This is a genomic window from Streptomyces sp. NWU339 (genome assembly GCF_003143855.1).
Lineage (GTDB): Bacteria > Actinomycetota > Actinomycetes > Streptomycetales > Streptomycetaceae > Streptomyces.
This window is the reverse complement of record NZ_QFRK01000031.1, coordinates 37,640-60,333: the sequence shown is the minus strand read 5'-3', so window position 1 is coordinate 60,333 and position 22,694 is coordinate 37,640. Positions and strand designations below refer to the sequence as shown.

The following is a 22,694-nucleotide window of genomic DNA, read 5'->3' as shown; positions in this document are numbered from 1 at the left end:
TGGCGGTCGCGGCGGCGATCACAGCGATCACGGCACTGACGGCTACGACCGCGGCGTTCAGCCATACATGCGTCGCATCGCGAACTCGACCATCTGCTCGACGGCCTTCGCGTCGAACACCATCCGGTGCTCACCCTCCATGTCGAGCACGAAGCCGTAGCCGGTGGGCAGCAGGTCGATCACCTCGGCGCCGGTGATCACGAAGTACTTGGACTCCTTGCCCGCGTACCGCCGCAGCTCCTTCAGCGAGGTGAACATCGGGATCACCGGCTGCTGGGTGTTGTGCAGGGCGAGGAACCCGGGGTTGTCGCCGCGCGGGCAGTACACCTTGGACGTCGCGAAGACCTGCTGGAAGTCCTCGGCGGTCACCTGGCCCGTGGTGAACGCGCGCACCGCGTCCGCGAGCGAGGGCGGGGACGGCTCCGGGTATAGCGGCGGCTGCTGCTGCCCGTAGCCGCCCGGCATCTGCTGCTGCGGCGGGACATACCCCTGCTGTGCCCCTACGTTCTGGTCGTAGCCGTACATGCGCGCAAGCGTACCGAGAGCGCCGGAGCCCTGGGCCGGTACGGGCGGGTACGGGCCGTCCCGAGGGCACTTCAAGTGCACTTCGAGCGCACTTCGGCGTCTCGCGGCACGGTGCGGGCCGCCCGCCGGCCGCCGCCGGAGCGCGTAACGCGTCACAGATGGCCGGATCGGGCTTGCTTCTTATTACCGGCGGGTAGCATAGTCGTAGCTACTTGCTGGTATGCAAACCCGTGCGAGGAACGAAGTGCCTCGCCGATCTCTCTACGGAGCCGGGAGCCGTCACCATGGGGCACTACAAGTCCAATCTCCGCGACATCGAGTTCAACCTCTTCGAAGTACTCGGACGCGACAAGCTGTACGGCACCGGGCCGTTCGAGGAGATGGACGTCGAGACCGCCAGGAGCGTCCTCGAGGAGCTGACCCGTCTCTCGGAGAACGAGCTGGCCGAGTCCTTCACCGACGCCGACCGCAACCCGCCGGTCTTCGACCCGGAGACCAACACCGCGCCGGTCCCCGCGTCCTTCAAGAAGAGCTACCAGGCCTTCATGGACTCCGAGTACTGGCGTCTGGGTGTCTCCGAGGCCATCGGCGGCACGACGGCTCCCCCCTCGCTGATCTGGTCGTACGCCGAGCTGATCCTCGGCGCCAACCCGGCCGTGTGGATGTACTCGTCCGGTCCCGCCTTCGCCGGGATCCTGTACGACGAGGGCAACGACGCCCAGAAGAAGATCGCCCAGATCGCCGTCGAGAAGCAGTGGGGCTCCACCATGGTCCTCACCGAGCCGGACGCCGGCTCGGACGTGGGCGCCGGCCGCACCAAGGCCGTGCAGCAGGAGGACGGCTCCTGGCACATCGAGGGCGTGAAGCGCTTCATCACCTCCGGTGAGCACGACATGTCGGAGAACATCCTCCACTACGTGCTCGCGCGTCCCGAGGGCGCCGGACCCGGCACCAAGGGCCTGTCGCTCTTCCTCGTCCCGAAGTACCTCTTCGACGCCGAGACCGGCGAGCTGGGCGAGCGCAACGGCGTCTACGCCACGAACGTCGAGCACAAGATGGGCCTGAAGGCGTCCAACACCTGCGAGATGACGTTCGGCGACCGGCACCCCGCCAAGGGCTGGCTGATCGGCGACAAGCACGACGGCATCCGCCAGATGTTCCGCATCATCGAGTTCGCCCGCATGATGGTCGGCACGAAGGCGATCTCCACCCTCTCCACCGGCTACCTCAACGCGCTGGAGTACGCCAAGGAGCGCGTCCAGGGCCCGGACCTCGCCAACTTCCTGGACAAGGCCGCGCCCAAGGTCACCATCACCCACCACCCCGACGTGCGCCGCTCGCTGATGACGCAGAAGGCGTACGCGGAGGGCATGCGCGCGCTCGTCCTCTACACCGCCTCGGTGCAGGACACCATCGCGATCAAGGAGGCCGCGGGCGAGGACGTGTCGGCGGAACACGCGCTCAACGACCTCCTCCTGCCCATCGTCAAGGGCTACGGCTCCGAGAAGGGCTACGAGCAGCTCGCCCAGTCGCTGCAGACCTTCGGCGGCTCCGGCTTCCTGCAGGAGTACCCGATCGAGCAGTACATCCGCGACGCCAAGATCGACACCCTGTACGAGGGCACCACGGCGATCCAGGGCCAGGACTTCTTCTTCCGGAAGATCGTCCGCAACCAGGGCGCGGCCCTGAACTCGCTCGCCGAGGACATCAAGCAGTTCCTCGCCCTCGGCACCGGCGGCGAGCAGCTGGCGGGCGCCCGCGAGCACCTGGCCAAGGCCGCCGTCGAGCTGGAGGCCATCGTCGGCCTGATGCTCACGGACCTCGCGGCCACCGAGCAGGACGTCAAGAACATCTACAAGGTGGGCCTGAACACCACCCGTCTGCTGATGGCCTCCGGTGACGTGATCGTCGGCTACCTGCTGCTCAAGGGGGCCGCGGTCGCCGCCGACAAGCTCCAGACGGCCTCCGCCAAGGACGTCGCCTTCTACACCGGCAAGATCGCCGCGGCGAGGTTCTTCGCGGCCGAGGTCCTGCCCGGTGTCACGCTGGCCCGCAAGGTCGCCGAGGGCGTGGACCTGGACCTGATGGAGCTGGACGAGGCCGCCTTCTAGGACCTCCTGCGAGAGATCCTGCGGCAGACCGCGCGAGCCCGAACGGGATCGAACGAGCCCGAACGGGATCGCGCGCGTCCGCACGCGACCGTCGGAGCCCGTACGAGGGCCCGCTTCCACACCGGGGAAGCGGGCCCTCGCCCTCGTTAAGGTGAACCCATGAGCGAACCCTCCCCCTTCGGCCGCGGACACACCGACGACCTCATGTCCTTCCTCGCCGCCTCCCCCACGCCGTACCACGCGGTGGCGAACGCCGCCGAGCGGCTGGAGAAGGCAGGCTTCCGGCAGGTCGTGGAGACGGACGCCTGGGACGGGACGTCGGGCGGCAAGTACGTGCTGCGCGGCGGCGCCATCGTCGCCTGGTACGTCCCCGAGGGCGCGGACCCGCACACCCCGTTCCGGATCGTCGGCGCCCACACCGACTCCCCCAACCTGCGGGTGAAGCCGCGGCCCGACAGCGGGGCGCAGGGCTGGCGCCAGGTGGCCGTGGAGATCTACGGCGGTCCGCTGCTCAACTCCTGGCTCGACCGCGACCTGGGCCTGGCCGGCCGGCTGTCCCTGCGGGACGGCTCCACCCGGCTGGTGAACGTCGACCGGCCGCTGCTGCGCGTCCCGCAGCTCGCCATCCACCTGGACCGCTCGGTCAACGCCGACGGCCTCAAGCTCGACAAGCAGCGCCACATGCAGCCCGTCTGGGGCCTGGGCGACGACGTGCGCGACGGCGACCTCATCGCCTTCCTCGAGGAGGCCGCGGGCATCCCGTCCGGCGAGGTCACCGGCTGGGACCTGATGGTGCACTCGGTGGAGCCGCCGGCGTACCTGGGCCGCGACGAGGAGCTGCTGGCCGGCCCCCGCATGGACAACCTGCTGTCCGTGCACGCCGGTACGGCCGCACTGGCGGCGGTCGCGGCGGCCGGGGCCGGACCGGCCGGGCTGTCCCACATCCCCGTCCTCGCAGCCTTCGACCACGAGGAGAACGGCTCCCAGTCCGACACCGGCGCGGACGGGCCGCTGCTCGGCAGCGTGCTGGAGCGCTCGGTGTTCGCCCGCGGCGGCTCGTACGAGGACCGGGCGCGCGCCTTCGCCGGCACCGTCTGCCTCTCCTCGGACACCGGTCACGCCGTCCACCCCAACTACGCGGAGCGGCACGACCCGACGCACCACCCGCGCATCGACGGCGGCCCCATCCTCAAGGTCAACGTCAACAACCGTTACGCCACGGACGGTTCGGGCCGGGCGGTGTTCGCCGCCGCCTGCGAGAAGGCGGGCGTGCCCTTCCAGTCGTTCGTCTCCAACAACGCCATGCCGTGCGGCACCACCATCGGCCCGATCACCGCGGCCCGGCACGGCATCCGGACGGTCGACATCGGCGTGGCCATCCTGTCGATGCACAGCGCGCGCGAACTGTGCGGCGTCCGGGACCCGTTCCTGCTGGCGAACGCGCTGGTGGCGTTCCTGGAGTCGTAGTCGCGGGCTGCCGACGGCCGGTCAACCCGCCGGTGCTGCATGAGTGATGGCCGACCGGGTACCCGGATGCAACCGGAAGGACCGGGCAGGAAGGCGGCACTCATGGGCCTCGGCGGATGCATCATCCTCATCGCCGTGGGAGCGATTCTCACGTTCGCGACCGACTGGGACATGCAGGGCGTCAACGTGAACCTGGTCGGCGTCATCTTCATGGTCGTCGGACTGATCGGTGTGGCGGTCTTCAGCAGCATCGCCCGGCGTCGGCGGGTCGTCGTACCGCCCGCCACGCCGGTCGTCGACGACACCCGGCCACACGGCCGCGACGGCTACAGCGACGGGTACGGAGTCTGACGGGTACGGAGCCTGACGGGACGTCGACGGCCGGCTCCGGCAATCGGCCCAGCGGCGGCGTCGGGGAACGGGAGAGAGGGCACCCCTGGTGTCATGAGATTCCTCGTACGCGACCGGATCCTCGGGATCGGTGACGACTACTGGATCGAGGACGACCGGGGCAACAGGGTCTTCCTCGTCGACGGCAAGGCCATGCGGCTGCGGGACACCTTCGAGCTGAAGGACCTCCAGGGCCGCGTCCTCATCGACATCCGCAAGAAGATGTTCGCCCTGCGGGACACGATGGTGATCGAGCGGGACGGTGAGGCGCTGGCGACGATCCGGCGCAAGCGGCTGTCCCTGCTGCGCAACCACTACCGGGTCGCCCTGGCCGACGGTTCCGAGCTGGACGTCAGCGGCAGGATCCTCGACCGTGAGTTCGCCGTCGAGTACGACGGCGAACTGCTCGCCGTGGTCTCGCGGCGTTGGCTGCACATCCGGGACACCTACGGCGTCGACGTCGTACGCGAGGACGCGGACCCGGCCCTGCTGATCGCGGTGGCGGTGTGCGTGATCCACCTGGCGGAGAAGGAGCGGGGGGAGTAGTACTTCGCGCCCGTAGGACGGGCGGTGTGATCGCCGAACTGCAGTGCGTGGTGCTGGACTGCCCCCGCCCGGCGGCTCTCGCCGCCTTCCACCGGGAGCTGCTCGGGGGCGAGGTGGACCGGCCCGACCGGCGGTGGGCGCCCGGGGACGACTGGGCGACCCTGCACACTCCCACCGGGTCGGTCCTCGCCTTCCAACGGGTCCCGGACCACCGGCCGCCGACCTGGCCGGATCCCTCGGTGCCGCAGCAGTCCCACCTGGACCTCGGGGTGCCGGACCTGGACCGCGCGGAGGAACGGGTGACGGCGCTCGGCGCGACCGTCCTGGACGCGGGGTCCGACGGTCGCGGCCGGCGGGTGTACGCCGACCCCGCCGGGCACCCCTTCTGCCTGGTCCGGCACGGGTAGCGGCAGTCGAGGCGGGCCGCACCGGCTGCGGCCGGTCAGGCGCGCGGGCGGGCCAGGCCGAGCACCCGGTCCTTCAGGGCCGGGAACTGCTCGCGGGTCTTCGCGACCTTCGCCGGGTCGAAGTCGACCGTGAGGACCTGCTCGTCGGGACCGGCCTCCGCGAGGACCTCGCCCCACGGGTCGACCACGATGGAGTGACCCGCCTGCGGGACCCCGGCGTGCGTCCCGGCCGTTCCGCAGGCGAGGACGAACGCCTGGTTCTCCACGGCCCGCGCCCGGGCCAGCAGCGTCCAGTGGGACCGGCGGCGGTCCGGCCAGCCCGCCGGGACGACGAGCGTCTCGGCACCGGCGTCGACGAGAGAGCGGAAGAGTTCGGGGAAACGGAGGTCGTAGCAGGTCGCCACGCCGAGCGTGGTGTGCGGCAGCGGCACCGTCACCAGTGCGTCGCCCGCGCTCATCAGCACGGCCTCGCCCTTGTCGAAGCCGAAGCGGTGGATCTTGCGGTAGACGGCGGCCAGCTCACCGGAGGGGGAGAAGACGAGCGAGGTGTTGTAGAGCGGCCCGTCGTCCGCGTCGGAGCCGCTGTCCGGGGCGCCGCGCTCCGGGACGGAGCCCGCGTGCAGCCACACGCCGGCGTCCCGCGCGGCCTCGGCCATCGCCTGGTGGGTCGGCCCGTCGAGGGGTTCCGCCGCGCGCCCGAAGTCCTCGTAGGCGAACGCGCCCGTCGTCCACAACTCCGGCAGGACGACGAGATCGGCTCCGGCCTGTTCCCGTACCAGGGCGGCGACCCGACGCCGACGCGATTCGACCGATTCATCCCCGTTCACGGCGACTTGGAGCAAAGAAGCGCGCACGATACCACCGTCCTGGCATTCGACTTGTCGGCACGGCCTACGATCGTCACACGAAAGCACTGCCGGGGTGCCTCACGACAGCGTAACTTGGGGCCCTCCCGGTTCGAGCGAAGCCGAGAACCTGGGGAGTCCCGAGACGCCCGCCGAGTGCAGCCACCGCCCACTGGCACCGCCGCCACCACCTGCCCGTGTACCGACCGCCGAGGGGTCCCGTTCCGTGAGCCTGCATCCCACCCTCCAGCCCTACGCCGACGCCTGGAACCACTCCGTCGAGGCGATATCCGAGCTGGTGCAGCCGCTCGTGGAGGCCGACTGGAACCGGCGGACGCCGTGCCCGGGGTGGTCGGTCCGTGACGTGGTCTCCCACGTCATCGGGCTGGACTCGGAGATGCTGGGCGACCCCCGCCCGATCCACGCGCTGCCGCGCGACCTGTTCCACGTCACCAACGAGCAGCAGCGCTACACGGAGATGCAGGTCGACGTGCGCCGCCACCACACGGCGCCGGAGATGACCTCCGAGCTGGAGTACATGATCATCCGCCGCAACCGCCAGCTGCGGAACGAGGCGCGGGACCCGGCCGCGAAGGTGCGCGGCCCGTTCGGCACGGAACTCACGCTGGAGGAGTCCATGCGCCGGCACGCGTTCGACGTGTGGGCGCACGAGCAGGACCTGCGCGCGGCCCTCGGCCGCCCCGGCAACCTCGACTCCCCCGGCGCGCACGTCGCCCGCGACGTGCTGCTCGCCGAGCTGCCCCGGGTGGTGGCCGAGCTGGCGCAGGCACCGCGCAGCTCGGCCGTGGTCATCGACGTCCACGGGCCCGTGGAGTTCCTGCGCACCATCCGCGTCGACTTCCAGGGCCGCGGCACGCTGGAGACCGCCCCGGCGCTCGGCCCCGCCGTCACCCTCGCCCTCGACTGGGAGACGTACGTCCGCATGGCCTGCGGCCGGGTGACGCCGGACGCGGTGTCGGACCGGGTGAAGACGGAGGGCGACCCGGACCTGGCGGCGGCGATCCTGCGGCACTTCGCGGTGACGCCGTAAGGTCCGCGCGGACACGGCGCGCCGGGCCCGGGAGCCGTTCCCCGGGCCCGGCGCGCCGTGTCCGCCGCCGCACGCGGCCTCACGCCGGCACGTGCACGTTCTCCACCCGGGCGGCGACGAGCCGCTCCCGTTCCCTGCGCGCCGCCTGCCCACGCAGCCGCAGGATCTGGGTGACCCCGAGGGCCTGGAGGACGAAGACGGCGGAGAAGGCGACGGCGTAGTCGTCGCCGGTGGCGTCCAGCAGGACGCCGACGGCCAGCAGGGTCGTGATCGAGGCGGTGAAACCGCCCATGTTGGTGATGCCTGCCGCGGTTCCCTGCCGCTCCGGCGGATTCACCGGGCGGGAGAAGTCGAAGCCGATCATCGAGGCCGGACCGCAGGCACCCAGCCCCGTGCACAGCACCACCAGCAGCCACATCGGCGCCGTCTCGGCGGGGTGGAACAGCACGGCCGCCCACAGCAGCGCCGTCGCGCCCACGGTGATGAGCGCCAGCGGCAGCCGCGCACCGTGGTTCCGGGCGATGACCTGGCCGTAGACGACCCCGAGGACCATGTTGGACAGCACCACGAGGGTGAGGAGTTCACCGGCCGTGGCCCGGGACAGCCCCTGTGCCTCGACGAGGAACGGCATGCCCCACAGCAGCAGGAACACCATCCCCGGGAACTGGGTGGAGAAGTGCACCCACATCCCGAGCCGGGTCCCCGGTTCCCGCCAGGAGGCCGCGATCTGACGGCGCACATAGGCGGCGCCCTGGTGCGGGGCGGGCTCCGGTTCGTGGCCCTCGGGGTGGTCCTTGAGGAACAGCACGAGCAGGACGAGCACCACGACCCCGGCGAGCGCACTGCCCGCGAAGGCGGCCGTCCAGCCGATGCCGTGCAGCAGCCGGGCCAGGACCAGCGTGGAGACGAGATTGCCCGCCATCCCGGCCAGCGCGGCGAACTGCGCGACCAGCGGACCGCGCCGGGCCGGGAACCACCGGCTGCCCAGCCGCAGCACGCTGATGAACGTCATGGCGTCCCCGCAGCCGAGCAGGGCGCGGGAGGCGAGCGCCATGCCGTACGTCGGGGAGAGCGCGAACCCGAGTTGCCCGACCGTGAACAGCACGGCACCGATGCCCAGCACCTTCTTGGTGCCGAGCCGGTCGACCAGCAGGCCGACGGGTATCTGCATGCCCGCGTAGACCAGCAGCTGGAGGATGGAGAAGGTGGACAGGGCGGAGGCGTTGACGTCGAAGCGGTCGGCCGCGTCGAGACCGGCCACGCCCAGGGACGTACGGAAGATGACCGCGACGAAGTAGACCGCCACACCCACCCCCCACACCGCGAGGGCGCGTCGTCCGCCCAGGGGGTCCCCGGGCGGACGGGCACTCGGGACACCTCCGTTCGCGCGGGTCATCGCACTTCTCCCCGGGCCAGGTGGGAGACCCAGCCGACATGCCGGTTGACCACGCCGGCGGCCGCCTCCGGGTCCCCCGAGCGCAGCGCGTCGAGGATCTCCTGGTGTTCGGCGAGGGTCTTGGCGACGCGGTCGGGGTGCGACTGCATGACGGCGACGCCCATGCGCAGTTGGCGGTCGCGGAGCTGGTCGTAGAGGCGGGAGAGGATCTCGTTGCCGCCGCTGCGGACGATCTCCGCGTGGAAGCAGCGGTCGGTGACGGACGCGGCGGCGAAGTCACCGGCGGCGGCCTGTTCCCGCTGCCGGGCGAGCAGTCCCTCCAGGCGCTCGATGAGCCCGGGGGGCGCGGGCACGGCCTTGCGCACCGCGTGTTCCTCGACGAGCAGCCGGGTCTCGACGACGTCGGCGATCTCCTGCGCGGAGACGGGCAGGACGAGGGCGCCCTTCTTCGGGTAGAGCCGGATCAGCCCTTCGGCCTCCAGCCGCAGCAGCGCCTCACGCACCGGTGTGCGCGAGACCCCGACGGCCTCGGCCAGCTCACCCTCGGTCAGGAGCGTGCCGCCCTCGTAACGGCGGTCGAGGACGCCCTGTTTGACATGGGTGTAGACGCGGTCGGCGGCAGGGGGTTGCTTCACGGGGGCCAGACTCATGACGACAGGATAGATACAACACGTACCCATGGAGGCATCCGTCCACGATGCGGACCCCGAAGTCACCCGCCCCCAGGGCCTCTCCGGCGGATCGCGCCGGACAGGCCCTCGCGCACAACCATCCGCGCCAGGTATGCGTCAGAAACGTGCGGCCCCTGTCGGCCGCGCCTCAACTCGGCCGCACCACTAGGGCATTCAACGCAATCGGGGTACCTCACTTGAATACCGTCATTCAGGGCATCCGTCTTCGCAGAGCCGTCGGCGTCCTCGTGGCCACGGGCGCCGTGCTGGCTTCCGGAGCCCTCCACGCGGCGCCCGCGCAGGCCGCCGCCGCGCCCACGATCGCCGCCAAGGGCGGCTACGTGATGAACAACGGGACCGGCAAGTCCCTCTACACCAAGGCCGCCGACACCCGCCTCTCGACCGGTTCCACGACGAAGATCATGACCGCGAAGGTCGTGCTCGCGCAGAAGAACCTGAACCTCGACGCCAAGGTCACGATCCAGATGGCGTACAGCGACTACATCGTGGCGAACAACGCGTCGTCCGCGCGGCTGATCGTCGGCGACAAGGTCACCGTGCGCCAGCTGCTGTACGGGCTGATGCTGCCATCCGGCTGCGACGCCGCGTACGCCCTGGCGGACAAGTTCGGTACCGGCTCGACGCGGGCCGCACGCGTGAAGTCCTTCATCGGCAAGATGAACGCCGACGCGAAGAACCTGGGCCTGAAGAACACCCACTTCGACTCGTTCGACGGCATCGGCAAGGGCAACAACTACTCCACGCCGCGCGATCTGACGAAGATCGCGAGCAGTGCGATGAAGAACGCCAACTTCCGTGCGATCGTCAAGACGAAGAAGTACACGGCGAAGACCACCACGAAGACGGGCAGCACCCGCACGATGGCGCCGTGGACCAACACCAACGGTCTGCTCAGCAGCTACAGCGGCACCATCGGCGTGAAGACCGGCTCGGGCGCGGTGGCCAAGTACTGCCTGGTCTTCGCCGCGACGCGGAACGGCAAGACCGTCATCGGCACGGTCCTCGCCTCCACCTCGTCCACCCAGCGCGAGACGGACGCCAAGAAGCTCCTGGGCTACGGCTTCAGCAAGGCCTAGGCCTGACCCGAACCGGACGCACACGGGGGCTCACCCGCACCGGGTGAGCCCCCGTCACGTGCGGGATCACGGGGAGGGAACCAGGCTCCGCGGGTCGGGTGAACCGCCGACGGACTTCTCGGCTTCCTGGGCGAGGCGGCACAGTTCGTCGGCCAGGACCTCGATCCGGGATCCGGAGACCGAAGGGATCCGACACAGCCGGATCATGAGTTCGCACCGTCCGTGCCTGTCGCGGACGGGGGCCACCAGACTCGCGCCCCGGTACCGCCCCTCCGGTTCGAGGTCCACCGGCCGGAGGTCCTCCCCCGCGGCCCGGAACATCGACTGGATCTCACGCTGCCTCGCCGGCGTGACCCCCTCCACGCCGTACTCGGTCAACGCGGGAAAGAGCAGCGTGTCCCGTGTGTCCCCGGCGTAGGAACCTGCCCAGCCGTGCTGGCGCGCATGGTCCAGACGTTCCCGGGATGTGCGCAGCAGCTCCTCGCCCGCGGACCTCGCCCTGTTCATCCACTGCTCGACCTCGGCTTCGGGAGCGCCGATCAGGAACACCTCGCCGAAAGGAGGCGTGAGCGGCCACTTCGAACCGAGGACCGTGGACGTCGGCACGTCCGGGCCGGCGACCGTCGCCACGGCCACCGCGTGGTCGGCGACCTTGGCGTAAACGGTCACCTCCCCGTCGGCCGCATGCGCGAGGCGTCGCATGCCGTCGCGGATGTGCTGCACGGTCTGCACGCTCTCGGCCACGATCGCATCGCTCGGCGCGACGAAGGACCCCGGGACGAAGCCTCCGAAACCCCCCTGGAAGAACAACAGCGGGGCGACCGGACGATGGATCTCCAGGCTCTCGACCGAGCCGGTCACGAAGTAGTGGTCTCCTGCCGGGGTGCAGGCCTCGAGGCTGCAGTCGATGCTGCACACCACGTCCGGGAGAACCGGCGACCCGTTGCCGGAAGGCGACCACGCCAGTCCCTCGAACCTCTTGTCCGCGGGTCGGGACAACGCCCTGCAGGTGTCTTCCTGGTCGTGGGCGAGGATGTTGACGGTGAAGCGCCCCGACTTCCTGATCGCGGCGAAGCTCGCGGAGTCCCGCGTGGGCAGGAAGCCGACGAGGGGCGGATCGAGGGAAACCGAGGTGAACGTGCCCACGATCATCCCGACGGGTTCCCCGTCCGCGTCGGTACTGGATATCAGGGCCACCCCCGTGGGGTGATGCCCGAGGGCCTGCCGGAAAGCGGCGGAGTCCACCGCGCCGCCGCTCACGGGTGGCTCGCTTCGAGTTCGGGGGTTGTGGCCAACACGCGGATCTCCTGGGGCCAGGGCGTGGCCTCACCGCTGGAACGGTCGGTCAGCACGAAGACGGACCGAGACGTCGCGACCAGCCGCGTACCCACCAGCATGCGCTGCGCCAGTGCCAGCGAACTGCGGCCGACGCGGTCGAGGCGGGTCTCGGTGGTGATCGTCGCGGGGTGGTGGACCTGACCCTTGAAATCCACCTCCAGCCGGACCAGCGCGATGATCGGTTCGAACCCCACCGTCGGCCTCACCTGCTCGTTCATGAACGCGTAGCGCGCATTGGCGAGGATCTCGGTGAACGCGGTGTTGCCCATGTGGCGTTGGAAGTCGAGGTCGCTCACCCGGAGCGTGTCCTCGACGACGTGTGCGCGGGGCTCCGAGGGCCCGGCGCTCGACTGATCGGTCATCGGCATCCTCAGCCGGCCTTCGCGGCCTTGACGGAGGCGCCGAACTCCTTCAGCGCCTCGGCACGGTACTCACGCATCTCCTCGTTCGCCTCACGGCCCCGCACGAGTCCCTCGGCCAGCGGGAGATCCGCGACCGCGTGGAACAGGCGCTTGGTGGCCTGGAGCGACATGGGCACCTGTCCCGCCAGGGCCTCGGCGGTCCTCATCGCCTCGGCGAACTCCTCGCCCGCCGGGACGACCCGCGTGACCATGCCCATCCGCTCGGCTTCCTCGGCGTCGACCAGGCGCCCACTGGCCACCAGCTCGAACCCCGCCTTGCGGCCGAGCTGCTTGGTCAGGTTGGCCATCACCACGGCTGCGACGAGACCGTGCTTGATCTCGGGGTAGCCCATGCGCACGTCGGCCGACGCGATGGTGATGTCGCAGGCCAGGGCCAACCCGCAACCACCGCCGACGGCGTAACCGTGGATGGCGGCGATCACCGGCTTGGAGATCTCGGGAATGGTCTTGTGCAGACCGTAGGTGAGTCCGGCGCGGTACTCGACGCGTTCGGTGTTGTCGGGCGTGAGCTCGGCGAACTCACCGGTGTCGGCGCCCGTGCAGAAGGACGTCCCCGCCCCGCGCACGACCACCGCACGGATCTCGTCGTCCTGGTCGGCTCCCCGGAGTTCTTCGATCAGTCGCTCGTAGAGCGCGCTGTCCATGGCGTTGAGCTTGCGGGGACGGTTGAGGGTGAGCACCAGCACATGGCCCTGGCGCTCGACAATGAGGTTCGCTTCCATGGTTCAGCCTCGTTCGTGCTCTAGTCGATGGAGAAGAAGACGGACTCGCGCTCGCCCTGCAGCCTGATGTCGTACCGCAGGTGCCGCTCGACGTCGGTGAGTTGTGCGATCAGGAGGGACCGCCTGGCCTCGGGGACCTGCCGCAGGATCGCGTCGGACCCGTTGGCCTGCTCCTCGTCGGGGAAGTACACCTTCGTCGCCAGCGGCCCGGCCAGGCCGCGCGTGAAGAGGAAGATGCTCAGGTGCGGCGCCAACCGGTTGCCGTCGGGCAGCGTCACCGGTTCCGGTTTCCGCACGACGGCCCGGAAGCGGCCCTCGAGGGTGCGGACCCGGCACGCCTGTTCCCGGCTCCAGAACTCGAGGAACGCGCCGTAGCCGACATGATCCCCTTGACCGTCCAGGACCGTGCCCTCGATCACGACGGCACTCGGATCGTCCTCGGCGACGGTCTGGGTGATGCCGGGCGGGGTCATGGCGAAGCCGAACAGGGGGCCGCAGGTCTGCGCGGGGGTGAGAATCATGACCATCCCTCACTCGAACGGGGTCGCGGCCGAGCCGCGGAGCACGATGTCGAACCGGTACGCCAGCGCCGAGGGGTTCCTGGTCAGCAGGGCGTCGGGGTCGGTCCGCTCCGGTGGGGGGACGACCGCGCCGCTGCCGTCGACGGTGGCCAGCGTGCGCTGGGGACCGAACGACTGAGCGATGGAGTTCTCCTCGTCGAGCCTGGCGATCAGGCGCTCCTGGCCTCGCCGGTCCGGGACGGCGTTGATCATGCGGTCCATGCGGATCAGCGGGTCGCCCTCGAAGTACATCTGGGTGACGAGCCGGCCGGCGGCCCCGGCGCCCAGGACGGAGAAGTGGATGTGGGACGCCCGCCAAGCACGCGCGCCGTCCTTGAACATCGCCGGGTACGGACCCGGACGGATCGTCACGAAGCGGTAGGCGCCCCGGCTGTCGGTCAGGCAGCGGCCCGCTCCGTAGAAGTTGGCGTCGAGCGGGAAGCCCGACACGTCCATGGAGTCGCGATAGCCACCGGCGGCGTTGGCCTGCCAGATCTCGACCAGGGCGTTCTTGACCGGGACGCCGCCGCTGTCGGTGACCGTTCCGTGCACGATGACCCGGGTGCCGATGGGCTCCGAGACGCCCTGCACCGTGAGGTCGTGGTCGAACGCTCCGAGCTTCAACTGCCCGAAGGCGGGGCCCGGCAGGTGGTGGAACCACTCCTTGTCCAGATGGACCGGTGCCGCCAACGGCACGCGCAGCGTACTGACGCTGGAGTTGGAGTCCGCCAACGGCGGATCGAACGATTCGATCATGAGGTTGCCCTCCCCAGTGCTTGTGCGGCGATGGCCCGGATGCCGACGCTCTCGTCCGCCAGGTGGTGACGCGCGGGACTGATGCCGCGGTCCAGCAGCCTCCTGGCCGTCAGGAAGGCGCCGGGGTCGTTCAGTGCCTCGACGGCCCTCAGGTCGTCCCCGCGGTAGTGCCACAGCGAGAAGCCCGCACCGTCCTCCGCGGTTCTCCTGACGACGTGGTCGCCGTCGCCGGTCAGGCCGACGATCTGCAGTCGGACGTCGTACTGGTCCGACCAGAACCAGGGCGCCGGCCGCGGGGGCGCCGTGCGACCCGCGATGTGCGCCGCTGCCGCCTTTGCCATGTACTCCGCGTTCTGGACCGACTCCAGGCGGAGCCTGCCGCCCTGCCAGGCGAAGTTGGCGCAGTCGCCCACCGCGTAGACCGACGGGGCGCTGGTCCGGCCGAGTTCGTCGACGGTGATGCCGTTGTCGACCGCGATGCCGGCCTGAGCGGCGAGTTCGGCCTCCGGCTCGGCGCCGATCCCCGCCAGGACGAGATCGGCGTCGATCCGCGTCCCGTCGGTGAGCACGCCGGCGACCACGCGGCCGTTCTCGCCTTCCAGTGACCGCAGTTCGCGGCCTTCCAGGATCTCGACCCCGTTGCGCAGGTGCTCCGAGTGGAGATGGTCGGCGGCCTGCTCGCTGACGACCCGCTGGAGCAGCCGGTCACGCTCGACCACGGTGACGCGACGCCCGAGGCGGGCCGCCACCGAGGCGAACTCGAGACCGATGAAACCGCCACCGAGGACGAGGACCGACTTCGCCTCGTCGAGTGCCCCGGACAGGGCGTCGGCGTCGGCGAGTGTGCGCAGCACGTGCACGCCCTGAGCTCCGTCGACCAGCGAGTCGGGCAGTCGTCGGGCCCGCGCGCCGGTCGCCAGGACCAGGTTGTCGTAGCGAAGAGTGCTGCCGTCCGCCCGGACCACGACCTGCTGGGCGACGTCGATCCGGGCCACCCGTTCGCCGGTGCGCAGGTCGACCTCGGGCTTCGCGCGGCCGGCGGGTGTGCCCAGCGTGAGGTGCTCCTGCCCGATCTCTCGCAGCAGGTAGCGCTTGGACAGGGGTGGGCGCTGGTAGGGGACGGCGGCTTCGGCGCCGATCAGGGTGATCGGCGCGTCATAGCCCGCGGCGCGCAGGTGCATGGCCGTGGTGTGCCCGGCCTGTCCGGCGCCGACGATCACGGTTCCGTGTGTCATGGCGCGGTGTCACCAGGCCGGCGGTACTTCGACGGTGATTCCGTCCAGCTCGGGCCGGGCGGAGATCTGACAGCTCAGACGGCTGCCGTCGCGTCGAGGAGCGTCGGCGAAGTCCAGCAGGTCGGCCTCGATCGGGCCGGGCTCGCCGGTCCGGTGGTCGGACTCGACGTAGACGTGGCAGGTGGCGCACATCATCCCGCCACCGCATTCACCGACGATGCCGGGCACGCCGTTGGCCACGGCCGCCTCCATCAGGTTGACGCCGTCGCCGACCTCGGCGGTGATGCGCTCGCCGTCGGCGGTGATCCAGGTCACCTCAGCCATGGTCAGAACCTCCAAGCCGGACCAGCAGACTCTGCGGACCGCGGTGGGCCATCGTCTTCGTCCATGCGGGTCGTTGTCCCTTCACCAGCTCCATGCCGGGGAAGGCGTTGATGAGTTCTTCCAGCACGATCTTCATTTCGATGCGTGCCAGAGGGGCGCCCATGCACACGTGGACGCCGTATCCGAAGGACAGGTGACCTCGTGCGTCGGGGCGGTGGATGTCGAAGTCCGACGGCCGTTCGTACCGGTCCTCGTCGTGGTTCGCCGATGCCAGGCTCAGCAGGACCTTGCCTCCCGCGGGGATGGTCACGCCGCTGAGTTCGACGTCCTCGAGGGCCCTGCGCCGCCAGGTCATGACCGGGGTGCTGTGCCGGAGGACCTCCTCGATCGCACGCGGGATCAGTGCCGGATCCGCGACCAGTTCCTCCCAGGTCCCGCGGTTCTCCAGCAGCGTGAGGATGCTGATGGTCAGACCGTTGGTCACGGCCTCGTGACCGGCCAGCAGCAGCGCGAACACCAGACAGACGATCTCGTTCTCGGTCAGTACCGAGTCGTCGCCCCCGCGCAGTTCCAGCAGTTTGCTGGGGTAGTCGTCGCGCGGTGCCCGCTTGCGGTCCTCGACGATCTCCTTGCAGAAGTGGAAGAAGTCGTTCAGCTCATGGCCGGCATCGATCATTTCCTGCCGGGTCAGCTTGCCCCAGATCATCGTGGCGCGGTTGAGCGCCCACCGCTTGATCATCAGGGGGTCCACGTCGTCGACCCCGAGGAGCATGAACACCACGCGCGCGGGCATCTCGTGCGTCAGCTCGGCGACGATGTCGACCTCGTCCTTGCCGCGCAGGCCGGCCACGTACTCCTGCACCAGCTCGCGGATCCGCGGCTCGTACTCGCGATAGCGCTTGGGGTTGAGGAACTGGCCGGCGCTCTGCCGGATCCGGGTGTGCCGGGGCCGGTCCGTGTTGGACTGCACCGGTTCGACGGTAAATCCGCTGTCGGTGAGGAACCGGGTCAGTTCCTCGGGGTAGCTCTCCAGCGAGTCCAGGACGTTCGAGGCGGAGAACCGCTCGGGGTCCTTGAACACCGAGAGGACGTCCTCCCGCTTCGTGACGACCCAGTAGTCGGTCTCCTCGTTGTAGAACACCGGCGCCTCGCGACGGGCCGTCGAGAAGAACTCGTAGGTGCCGTCGTGGTCGAACGGCCTGAAACCGCTGGTCACGGGGCATCGTGCGGCCGTCGGTCGCTGATCCACCACCGCCATCCGTCTCCACCCTCCCTCAGCGGCCGCAGCGGCCGCATGTTGTTTCGTCAACAGGTGGCCGAGTCTGTCCCGGCGGTTGATGATTTGTCAACGAACCTCGGTGACCGAGGCGGCCGCAAGGCCCGACCGGCACACGATCGCGCCGACCGGGGAGGCACCGAAGCCCGCCGACCGGCCGCGGGCGAGGCTCACGGAGACCCTGGAGTCCCCCGACTGTGGACAGGTGCACTTTTTCCACAGTTGTCAAATTGACCCTTGACAAGTCAAGAACGGAGGGAGAACGTGTGCCCTTGATCACTCAACATCTTGCTGAGCCGCGTTGTCCCGTGTCCGGAACGAGCCTTCTCGTGTCGCGGCTCATCGTCGGTTCGGGGGCGGCACTTCCGTAGCGGTATCCAGTCGAGAGAGGACGTCATGGAAGCGAATCAGACTGCTGAGCCCAAAGCGTCGGTCGCCCTGGCGACCGGCCCCGCTCCAGGGGGCGAGGAGAAGCAACGCCGCCGGGTCGTCTACGCCACGCTGGTGGGCACCACCATCGAGTGGTACGACTTCCTGGTCTACGCGCAGGTCGCGGCCCTGCTCTTCGGTGACCTCTTCTTCAGCGGGCTCGGCCAGTGGAGCCAGCTCACCGCCCTGGCGACCGCCGGGGTGAGCTTCTTCTTCCGTCCGCTCGGCGCCGTCGTCTCGGGTTATCTGGGCGACCGGTTCGGCCGTCGCATCGTCCTGGTGCTGACGCTCGGGCTGATGGGCGTGTCGACCACGCTGGTCGGCCTGCTGCCGACGACCGCGGCCATCGGAATCGCGGCCCCGATCCTGCTCATCCTCCTGCGCTGCCTCCAGGGGCTCTCCGCCGGTGGCGAGTGGGGCGGCGCGGCCATGCTCGCCGTGGAACACGCCAGGACCGGTCACCGAGGGCGGATGGGGTCCTTCCCGCAGATGGGCGTGCCGCTCGGGATGATGCTCGCCATCACCGTGATGGGCGCCTTCAACGCCCTGCTCGGCAAGGAGGCCTTCGACGCGTGGGGCTGGCGACTGCCCTTCCTCTTCTCCGTCGTGCTGGTCGTGGTGGGGCAGTACGTGCGGTCCCAGGTCGCCGAGTCGCCGGTCTTCACCGAGCTCGAGGAGTCGAAGGCCAAGGCGAAGACGCCCCTGCGTGAGCTGTTCAGCACTCACGGCACCAAGGTCCTGAAGGCCGCCGCCACGATGGTGGGCAACATCGCCGCCGGCTACATGATCGTCGGCGGCTTCGCGCTGGCCTACGTGACCAGCGCCCATGACCTTCCTCGCCCTCAGGTGCTGATGTGGCTCTTCGCGGCCAGCGCCGTGTGGATCGCGTTCACCTACGTCGGCGCGCGGTGGAGCGATCTCTCCGGCCGTCCGGTCGTCTACAAGTTCGGCTACTCGCTGCTGTTCGTGCTGCTCCTCCCGCAGTTCTGGCTGCTCAGTCAGGGCACCGGACCGGGCGTCGGCGTGGCCCTGCTGACCCTGGCGGTGCCGCTGGGCCTGACCTACGGCCCCCAGTCGGCGCTCTTCGCGGAGATGTTCCCGGCCAGGATCAGGCTCTCCGGGGTGTCGCTCGCCTACGCCGTCGGAGCCGTCCTAGGTGGCGCGTTCGCGCCGATGATCGCCGAGGCGCTGACGCAGGGATTCGGCACGGTCATCGCGGTCGCGCCGTACTTGATGGGAATGGCGTTGATCAGCCTGGTGACGGCCTTCTTCCTCACCGACCGCTCCGCGGAGCCGCAGGAGTCGCTGGCCGACCGCTGAGCCGCATCCGCTGCCGCGAGCATCCGGGGCGCTTCCCCGCGTCGGAATTCCGTACCGGAATCCGAGCGGTCGGGGGGAGCGCCCCGGATTGCTGTTGACAACACAACAAGTTGACCTGAGGATGCTGTTGACACCACAACAACTTGATTGGTCCGCGCCGGGTTCTCCAGTGCCCGGGCCCAAGCCGCTAGGAGAAAGCTGTGGGAGTTCGGGGAAACGAGGGAGCGGGTAAGCCGCTCGGAATGCTTCCGGGCCTGAAGGTCGTCGAGATGGGCCAGAACCTGGCCGCCCCGTACGCCTCGTTGATTCTCGGTGACCTCGGCGCCGAGGTCATCAAGGTCGAGAAGCCCGGCGGGGACGACGCGCGCGGCTGGGGCCCGCCGTTCGTGGGCGACAGTTCGGTCAGTTTCCACATGATGAACCGGAACAAGCGGTCCGTCGTGCTGTCGCTGGACGACGAGGCCGACTACAAGGTCTTCCTCGACCTCATCCGCGACGCCGACGTCTTCATCCACAACCTGCGCCCGGGCGTCGAGAACAAGCTCGGGGCCGACGCCGAGACGCTCAGGGCCGTGAACCCCCGGCTGATCTACTGCTCGATGTCGGCGTTCGGTCACACCGGTCCGATGGCGAACCGCCCCGGCTACGAGCCGCTGCTGCAGGCCTTCTCCGGTCTCATCGCCATCAACGGTGACCCGAGCGGTCCGCCCTCCCGGGTGGGTCCGTCGGTCGTCGACCTCGGAACGGGCATGTGGACCGTGATCGGCGTGCTCGCCGCGGTCCTGGAACGCCAGTCGACGGGGGTCGGCGGTGAGGTGAGGACCTCCTTGCTGGAGACGGCCGTCAGCTGGGCGGGACGGCACATCGCGGACTACGGGGCGACCGGCACCATCCCGCCCCGGGTCGGTACCGGCCACAACTCGTTGACTCCCTACGGCGCGTTCGAGGCGTCGGACGGCCCGTTCATCATCGCCGCGGGCAACGACCGCCTGTTCGCCAAGCTGGCCGCGGCCCTGGAGAAGCCCGAGTGGGCGAGCGACCCCCGCTTCGCCACGAACGCCGCGCGCAACGAGAACCGGGCCACGCTGCTTCCGCTCATCTCCGAACTCGTCGGCCGCAGCACCGTCGCCGACTGGATCGCGTGTCTGGAGCGCGCCGGCGTGCCGTGCGCACCCATCCATTCGATCCCGCAGGTGCTGGAGCACCCCCAGACCCACGCCATGGACATCGTCCTGGACAACGCCGACGACCGGCTCAAGCTCACCGGGCTGCCGCTGAGCATCAACGGCGTGCGAGCGGGCTTCGGCACCACGGCGCCCGCGCTCGACGAATACCACGACGAACTGGTCGGCTCCGCGCCGGCACCGGAGTCAGGAACCGCACAGTGACCAGCAGCCGCACCCACATCGCGACCTCCGACGCGACCTCGATCACCGTCCGCGGGAAGGACCTGTGCGAGGACCTCATCGGCCGGCACAGCTTCACGGACATGATCTACTTCCTGTCCGTCGGCCGGATGCCCACGCCGCCCGAAGCACGGGTTCTCGACGCCTGCCTGGTCACGCTCATGGAGCACGGGTGGACCCCCACGTCGATCATCACCAGGCTGGCAGCCGACAGCGTGCCGGACGACGTGCAGGTGGCGATCGCCGCCGGACTGCTGTCGGTCGGGCCGGTGTTCGCCGGGACCATGGAGGGCTGCGCCGAACTGCTGGTGGAGGGTGTCGAGAGCGGCGAGGACCCGGACGCCTACTGCAAGCGCGTGGCAGAGGAGTACGTGAGCGCCAAGCGGCCGGTACCGGGATTCGGCCACCGCCTGCACAAGCCGGACGACCCGCGCGCGGTCACCCTCCTCGAAGTGGCCGAGGAGAACGGAATCACCGGCCGCTACGTCGACCTGCTGCGGCGGCTGAGCCGCGAGGTGGACGCGGCCCGGGGCGGCCGTCACCTCACCATCAACGCCACGGGTGCCATCGCCGCGCTGTTCCTGGAGATCGGGATCCCGCTGAAGGCCGGTCGCGGACTTGCCGTGGTGTCCCGGGCCGGCGGTCTGCTCGGCCATGTGGTGGAGGAGTTCGCCCAGCCCTCCGCCCGCACCATCTGGCAGCTCACCAGGGAGGGCATCCCGTACTCGGATCCCGAGGAGACCACGCATGACTGATGAGTGGGGCGATCGGTACACCTCGGCCGAGGTGCTCGCTCTCTACCGGGAGCACGATGACACCCTGATCGACCTGGTGGCCGGCCGGGCCGCGGCGGATCCGGACCGTCCGATGCTGGTGTGCGGTGAGCGTTCATGGACCTGGGCCCAGGCCGCCGACGCGACGGGACGGCTGGCCGGCCACCTCCGGAACAGGGGGGTGGAGGCCGGGGACCGGGTGCTCGTCATGGGCCGCAACAGCGACTGGCATGTACTCGCCCTGCTGGCCGCCGCCGGGCTGGGTGCGGTGTTCGTGCCCGTCAACCCCGACTTCAAGGCGGAGGAAGCGGCCTACGTGCTCCGTCAGTCGGGTGCCCGGGCGATCCTCTGCGACGAGGCCGCCGAACCGGTCGCCGAGGCCGCACGCGACGACGTCGACAGCTCCGCCTGGATCCAGCGGCTCGACGGCGGGCTCCTCGACGCCGAGCCGATCGAGCTGGGCGGCGGTGACCGGCAGGCTCCGTGCGTCATGATCTACACCTCGGGGACCACCGGTTTCCCGAAGGGCGTCCTGCACAGCCAGCAGAGCGTGATCGCCGCCGGAGAGAGCTTCGTGGAGCGGGTGCGGCTGCAGCCGCACGACCGGGTGCTCACCATCCTTCCACTGTTCCACGTCAACGGCCTGCTCTATTCCGTGGCCGGAGCGCTCGCCGCCGGTGCCACCCTCCTGCTGGAACCGCGTTTCTCCGCCTCGCGCTTCTGGCCCACGGTCAAGCGGCTCGGCGCGACGCAGGTCAACATGATCGAGGCGATCAGCGCGATCCTGCTCAACCGGCCCGGCGACGAGTACGTGCCCGGCCACGGTCTGCGCAAGGTCTACGGGATCCGGCAGGCGAGCACACGAGCGTTCCGGGAGCGGTTCGAGGTGCCCCACCTGGTGGGCGGGTACGGCATGACCGAGATCCCGGGCATCCTGAGCACCCCGTACGACGCGGAGGCCAGGCCGGGCAGCATGGGCAGGCTCTGCCGGCATCCTGATCCCGCACGGCCGTGGGCGCAGTGCCGCATCGTGGACGAAGCCGGTGCGGACGTTCCCGACGGCGAGGTCGGGGAGCTCTGGGTACGGACGCCCATCGTGATGCTGGAGTACTTCCGCGAACCCGAACAGACGGCCGACGCCTTCGAGGGCGACTGGTTCAGGACCGGCGATCTGGTGCGACGGGACGAGGACGGCTGGTACTACTTCGTCGCGCGGAAGAAGGACATCATCCGCCGGCGGGGCGAGAACGTCTCCGGAGCCGAGCTCGACAGGGTGGTCGCCGAACACCCGGAGGTGGTGCTGGCGGCCGCGGTCGGAGTGCCGTCCGAGATGGGCGACGAGGACATCCTGCTGGTCGCCACGCCCCGTGCGGACTCCCTCCTGACCGAGCAGGAGGTCGCCGACTTCTGCGGCGCCCGGCTGGCCCGCATCAAGCGGCCCCGCTACGTCCTCCTCACCCAGGACATGCCGCTCACACCGACCGGGAAGGTCGCCAAACACCTCCTGAGGGCAGACGCCACTCTGCGCGACCGGGCCCGTGAGGTCGACGTCTCCGCCGACCAGCAGCCGGCCCGGCCCGGGCCCAGGTGAACCCCTCACACGTCCCGCCAGTGGACCTGCCACAGC

General features: G+C 69.9%; 23 protein-coding genes. 11 read left to right on the top strand and 12 right to left on the bottom strand.

All coding sequences use genetic code 11. From position 1 onward, the window contains the following. Positions 1-57 precede the first annotated feature (57 nt). Positions 58-525, bottom strand: coding sequence for an SseB family protein (locus DIZ27_RS29335; protein ID WP_109381481.1), 468 nt, complete (start codon positions 523-525; stop codon positions 58-60). A 284-nt stretch (positions 526-809) separates the two neighbouring features. On the opposite strand from DIZ27_RS29335, the gene DIZ27_RS29330 reads away from it, so the two are divergent. The 5 genes from DIZ27_RS29330 to DIZ27_RS29310 all read left to right on the top strand — a co-directional run bounded on the left by DIZ27_RS29330 (position 810) and on the right by DIZ27_RS29310 (position 5,446). Continuing rightward, entirely contained in the window at positions 810-2,636 is a 1,827-nt protein-coding gene (locus DIZ27_RS29330) for an acyl-CoA dehydrogenase (RefSeq protein ID WP_109381480.1), read from the top strand. A gap of 159 nt (positions 2,637-2,795) precedes the next feature. Next, positions 2,796-4,103 (top strand): M18 family aminopeptidase, encoded by a 1,308-nt coding sequence (locus DIZ27_RS29325; RefSeq protein WP_109381479.1) that lies wholly within the window; start codon positions 2,796-2,798, stop codon positions 4,101-4,103. 102 nt (positions 4,104-4,205) lie between these two features. After that, positions 4,206-4,454: a DUF6458 family protein gene (locus tag DIZ27_RS29320; RefSeq protein WP_109381478.1), complete on the top strand. Its 249-nt coding sequence runs from the start codon at positions 4,206-4,208 to the stop codon at positions 4,452-4,454. A gap of 93 nt (positions 4,455-4,547) precedes the next feature. Then, the gene (locus DIZ27_RS29315; protein WP_109381477.1) at positions 4,548-5,039 is read left to right on the top strand and encodes an LURP-one-related/scramblase family protein; all 492 of its coding nucleotides are present in this window, start codon (positions 4,548-4,550) and stop codon (positions 5,037-5,039) included. A gap of 26 nt (positions 5,040-5,065) precedes the next feature. Continuing rightward, on the top strand, positions 5,066-5,446 hold the full coding sequence (locus tag DIZ27_RS29310; protein WP_109381476.1) for a VOC family protein: 381 nt from the start codon (positions 5,066-5,068) through the stop codon (positions 5,444-5,446). 35 nt (positions 5,447-5,481) lie between these two features. On the opposite strand, the gene DIZ27_RS29305 is transcribed toward DIZ27_RS29310, so the two are convergent. Then, positions 5,482-6,300, bottom strand: coding sequence for a carbon-nitrogen family hydrolase (locus DIZ27_RS29305; protein ID WP_109381475.1), 819 nt, complete (start codon positions 6,298-6,300; stop codon positions 5,482-5,484). 217 nt (positions 6,301-6,517) lie between these two features. On the opposite strand from DIZ27_RS29305, the gene DIZ27_RS29300 reads away from it, so the two are divergent. Then, a complete protein-coding gene (locus DIZ27_RS29300) occupies positions 6,518-7,342 on the top strand; it encodes a maleylpyruvate isomerase family mycothiol-dependent enzyme (protein WP_109381474.1) in 825 nt (274 codons plus the stop codon). Positions 7,343-7,421: 79 nt separating this feature from the next. On the opposite strand, the gene DIZ27_RS29295 is transcribed toward DIZ27_RS29300, so the two are convergent. Both DIZ27_RS29295 and DIZ27_RS29290 read right to left on the bottom strand, forming a co-directional pair. Further along, positions 7,422-8,738 carry a nitrate/nitrite transporter gene (locus DIZ27_RS29295; RefSeq protein WP_109381473.1) on the bottom strand — a complete coding sequence of 439 codons (1,317 nt, stop codon included), beginning with the start codon at positions 8,736-8,738 and terminating at the stop codon, positions 7,422-7,424. Further along, on the bottom strand, positions 8,735-9,388 hold the full coding sequence (locus DIZ27_RS29290) for a GntR family transcriptional regulator (RefSeq protein WP_109381472.1): 654 nt from the start codon (positions 9,386-9,388) through the stop codon (positions 8,735-8,737). Before DIZ27_RS29290 ends, DIZ27_RS29295 begins: the two co-directional genes overlap by 4 nt. 218 nt (positions 9,389-9,606) lie before the next feature. Between DIZ27_RS29290 and DIZ27_RS29285 the strand changes: the two genes are divergently transcribed. After that, complete coding sequence (locus DIZ27_RS29285; protein WP_109381471.1) at positions 9,607-10,506, top strand: D-alanyl-D-alanine carboxypeptidase family protein; 900 nt, start codon at positions 9,607-9,609, stop codon at positions 10,504-10,506. 66 nt (positions 10,507-10,572) lie between these two features. Here the strand turns inward: DIZ27_RS29285 and DIZ27_RS47495 are convergent, their stop codons facing one another. The 8 genes from DIZ27_RS47495 to DIZ27_RS29245 are packed head-to-tail and all read right to left on the bottom strand — an operon-like array spanning position 10,573 to position 17,079. Then, positions 10,573-11,766 (bottom strand): flavin reductase family protein, encoded by a 1,194-nt coding sequence (locus DIZ27_RS47495; protein ID WP_109381470.1) that lies wholly within the window; start codon positions 11,764-11,766, stop codon positions 10,573-10,575. Further along, positions 11,763-12,206 (bottom strand): thioesterase family protein, encoded by a 444-nt coding sequence (locus tag DIZ27_RS29275; protein WP_181383741.1) that lies wholly within the window; start codon positions 12,204-12,206, stop codon positions 11,763-11,765. Before DIZ27_RS29275 ends, DIZ27_RS47495 begins: the two co-directional genes overlap by 4 nt. Positions 12,207-12,214: 8 nt before the next feature. After that, entirely contained in the window at positions 12,215-12,988 is a 774-nt protein-coding gene (locus tag DIZ27_RS29270; RefSeq protein WP_258308590.1) for an enoyl-CoA hydratase/isomerase family protein, read from the bottom strand. A gap of 20 nt (positions 12,989-13,008) precedes the next feature. Beyond that, the gene (locus tag DIZ27_RS29265) at positions 13,009-13,509 is read right to left on the bottom strand and encodes a protocatechuate 3,4-dioxygenase subunit alpha (protein ID WP_146229011.1); all 501 of its coding nucleotides are present in this window, start codon (positions 13,507-13,509) and stop codon (positions 13,009-13,011) included. A 9-nt stretch (positions 13,510-13,518) separates the two neighbouring features. Continuing rightward, positions 13,519-14,304, bottom strand: a complete 786-nt coding sequence (locus tag DIZ27_RS29260; RefSeq protein WP_109381467.1) for a protocatechuate 3,4-dioxygenase subunit beta — start codon at positions 14,302-14,304, stop codon at positions 13,519-13,521. Beyond that, complete coding sequence (locus DIZ27_RS29255; RefSeq protein WP_109381466.1) at positions 14,301-15,539, bottom strand: NAD(P)/FAD-dependent oxidoreductase; 1,239 nt, start codon at positions 15,537-15,539, stop codon at positions 14,301-14,303. Before DIZ27_RS29255 ends, DIZ27_RS29260 begins: the two co-directional genes overlap by 4 nt. A gap of 9 nt (positions 15,540-15,548) precedes the next feature. Next, positions 15,549-15,863, bottom strand: a complete 315-nt coding sequence (locus DIZ27_RS29250; RefSeq protein WP_181383740.1) for a 2Fe-2S iron-sulfur cluster-binding protein — start codon at positions 15,861-15,863, stop codon at positions 15,549-15,551. Further along, positions 15,856-17,079, bottom strand: coding sequence for a cytochrome P450 (locus tag DIZ27_RS29245; protein WP_181383739.1), 1,224 nt, complete (start codon positions 17,077-17,079; stop codon positions 15,856-15,858). Before DIZ27_RS29245 ends, DIZ27_RS29250 begins: the two co-directional genes overlap by 8 nt. A gap of 456 nt (positions 17,080-17,535) precedes the next feature. Between DIZ27_RS29245 and DIZ27_RS29240 the strand changes: the two genes are divergently transcribed. From DIZ27_RS29240 to DIZ27_RS29225, 4 genes are all read left to right on the top strand, one after another. Then, the gene (locus DIZ27_RS29240) at positions 17,536-18,888 is read left to right on the top strand and encodes an MFS transporter (protein WP_109381464.1); all 1,353 of its coding nucleotides are present in this window, start codon (positions 17,536-17,538) and stop codon (positions 18,886-18,888) included. Positions 18,889-19,088: 200 nt separating this feature from the next. Further along, positions 19,089-20,276, top strand: a complete 1,188-nt coding sequence (locus tag DIZ27_RS29235) for a CaiB/BaiF CoA-transferase family protein (protein ID WP_146229010.1) — start codon at positions 19,089-19,091, stop codon at positions 20,274-20,276. Continuing rightward, positions 20,273-21,049: a citryl-CoA lyase gene (locus tag DIZ27_RS29230; protein ID WP_109381462.1), complete on the top strand. Its 777-nt coding sequence runs from the start codon at positions 20,273-20,275 to the stop codon at positions 21,047-21,049. Before DIZ27_RS29235 ends, DIZ27_RS29230 begins: the two co-directional genes overlap by 4 nt. Next, positions 21,042-22,658 (top strand): class I adenylate-forming enzyme family protein, encoded by a 1,617-nt coding sequence (locus DIZ27_RS29225; protein ID WP_109381461.1) that lies wholly within the window; start codon positions 21,042-21,044, stop codon positions 22,656-22,658. Before DIZ27_RS29230 ends, DIZ27_RS29225 begins: the two co-directional genes overlap by 8 nt. Positions 22,659-22,694 lie beyond the last annotated feature (36 nt).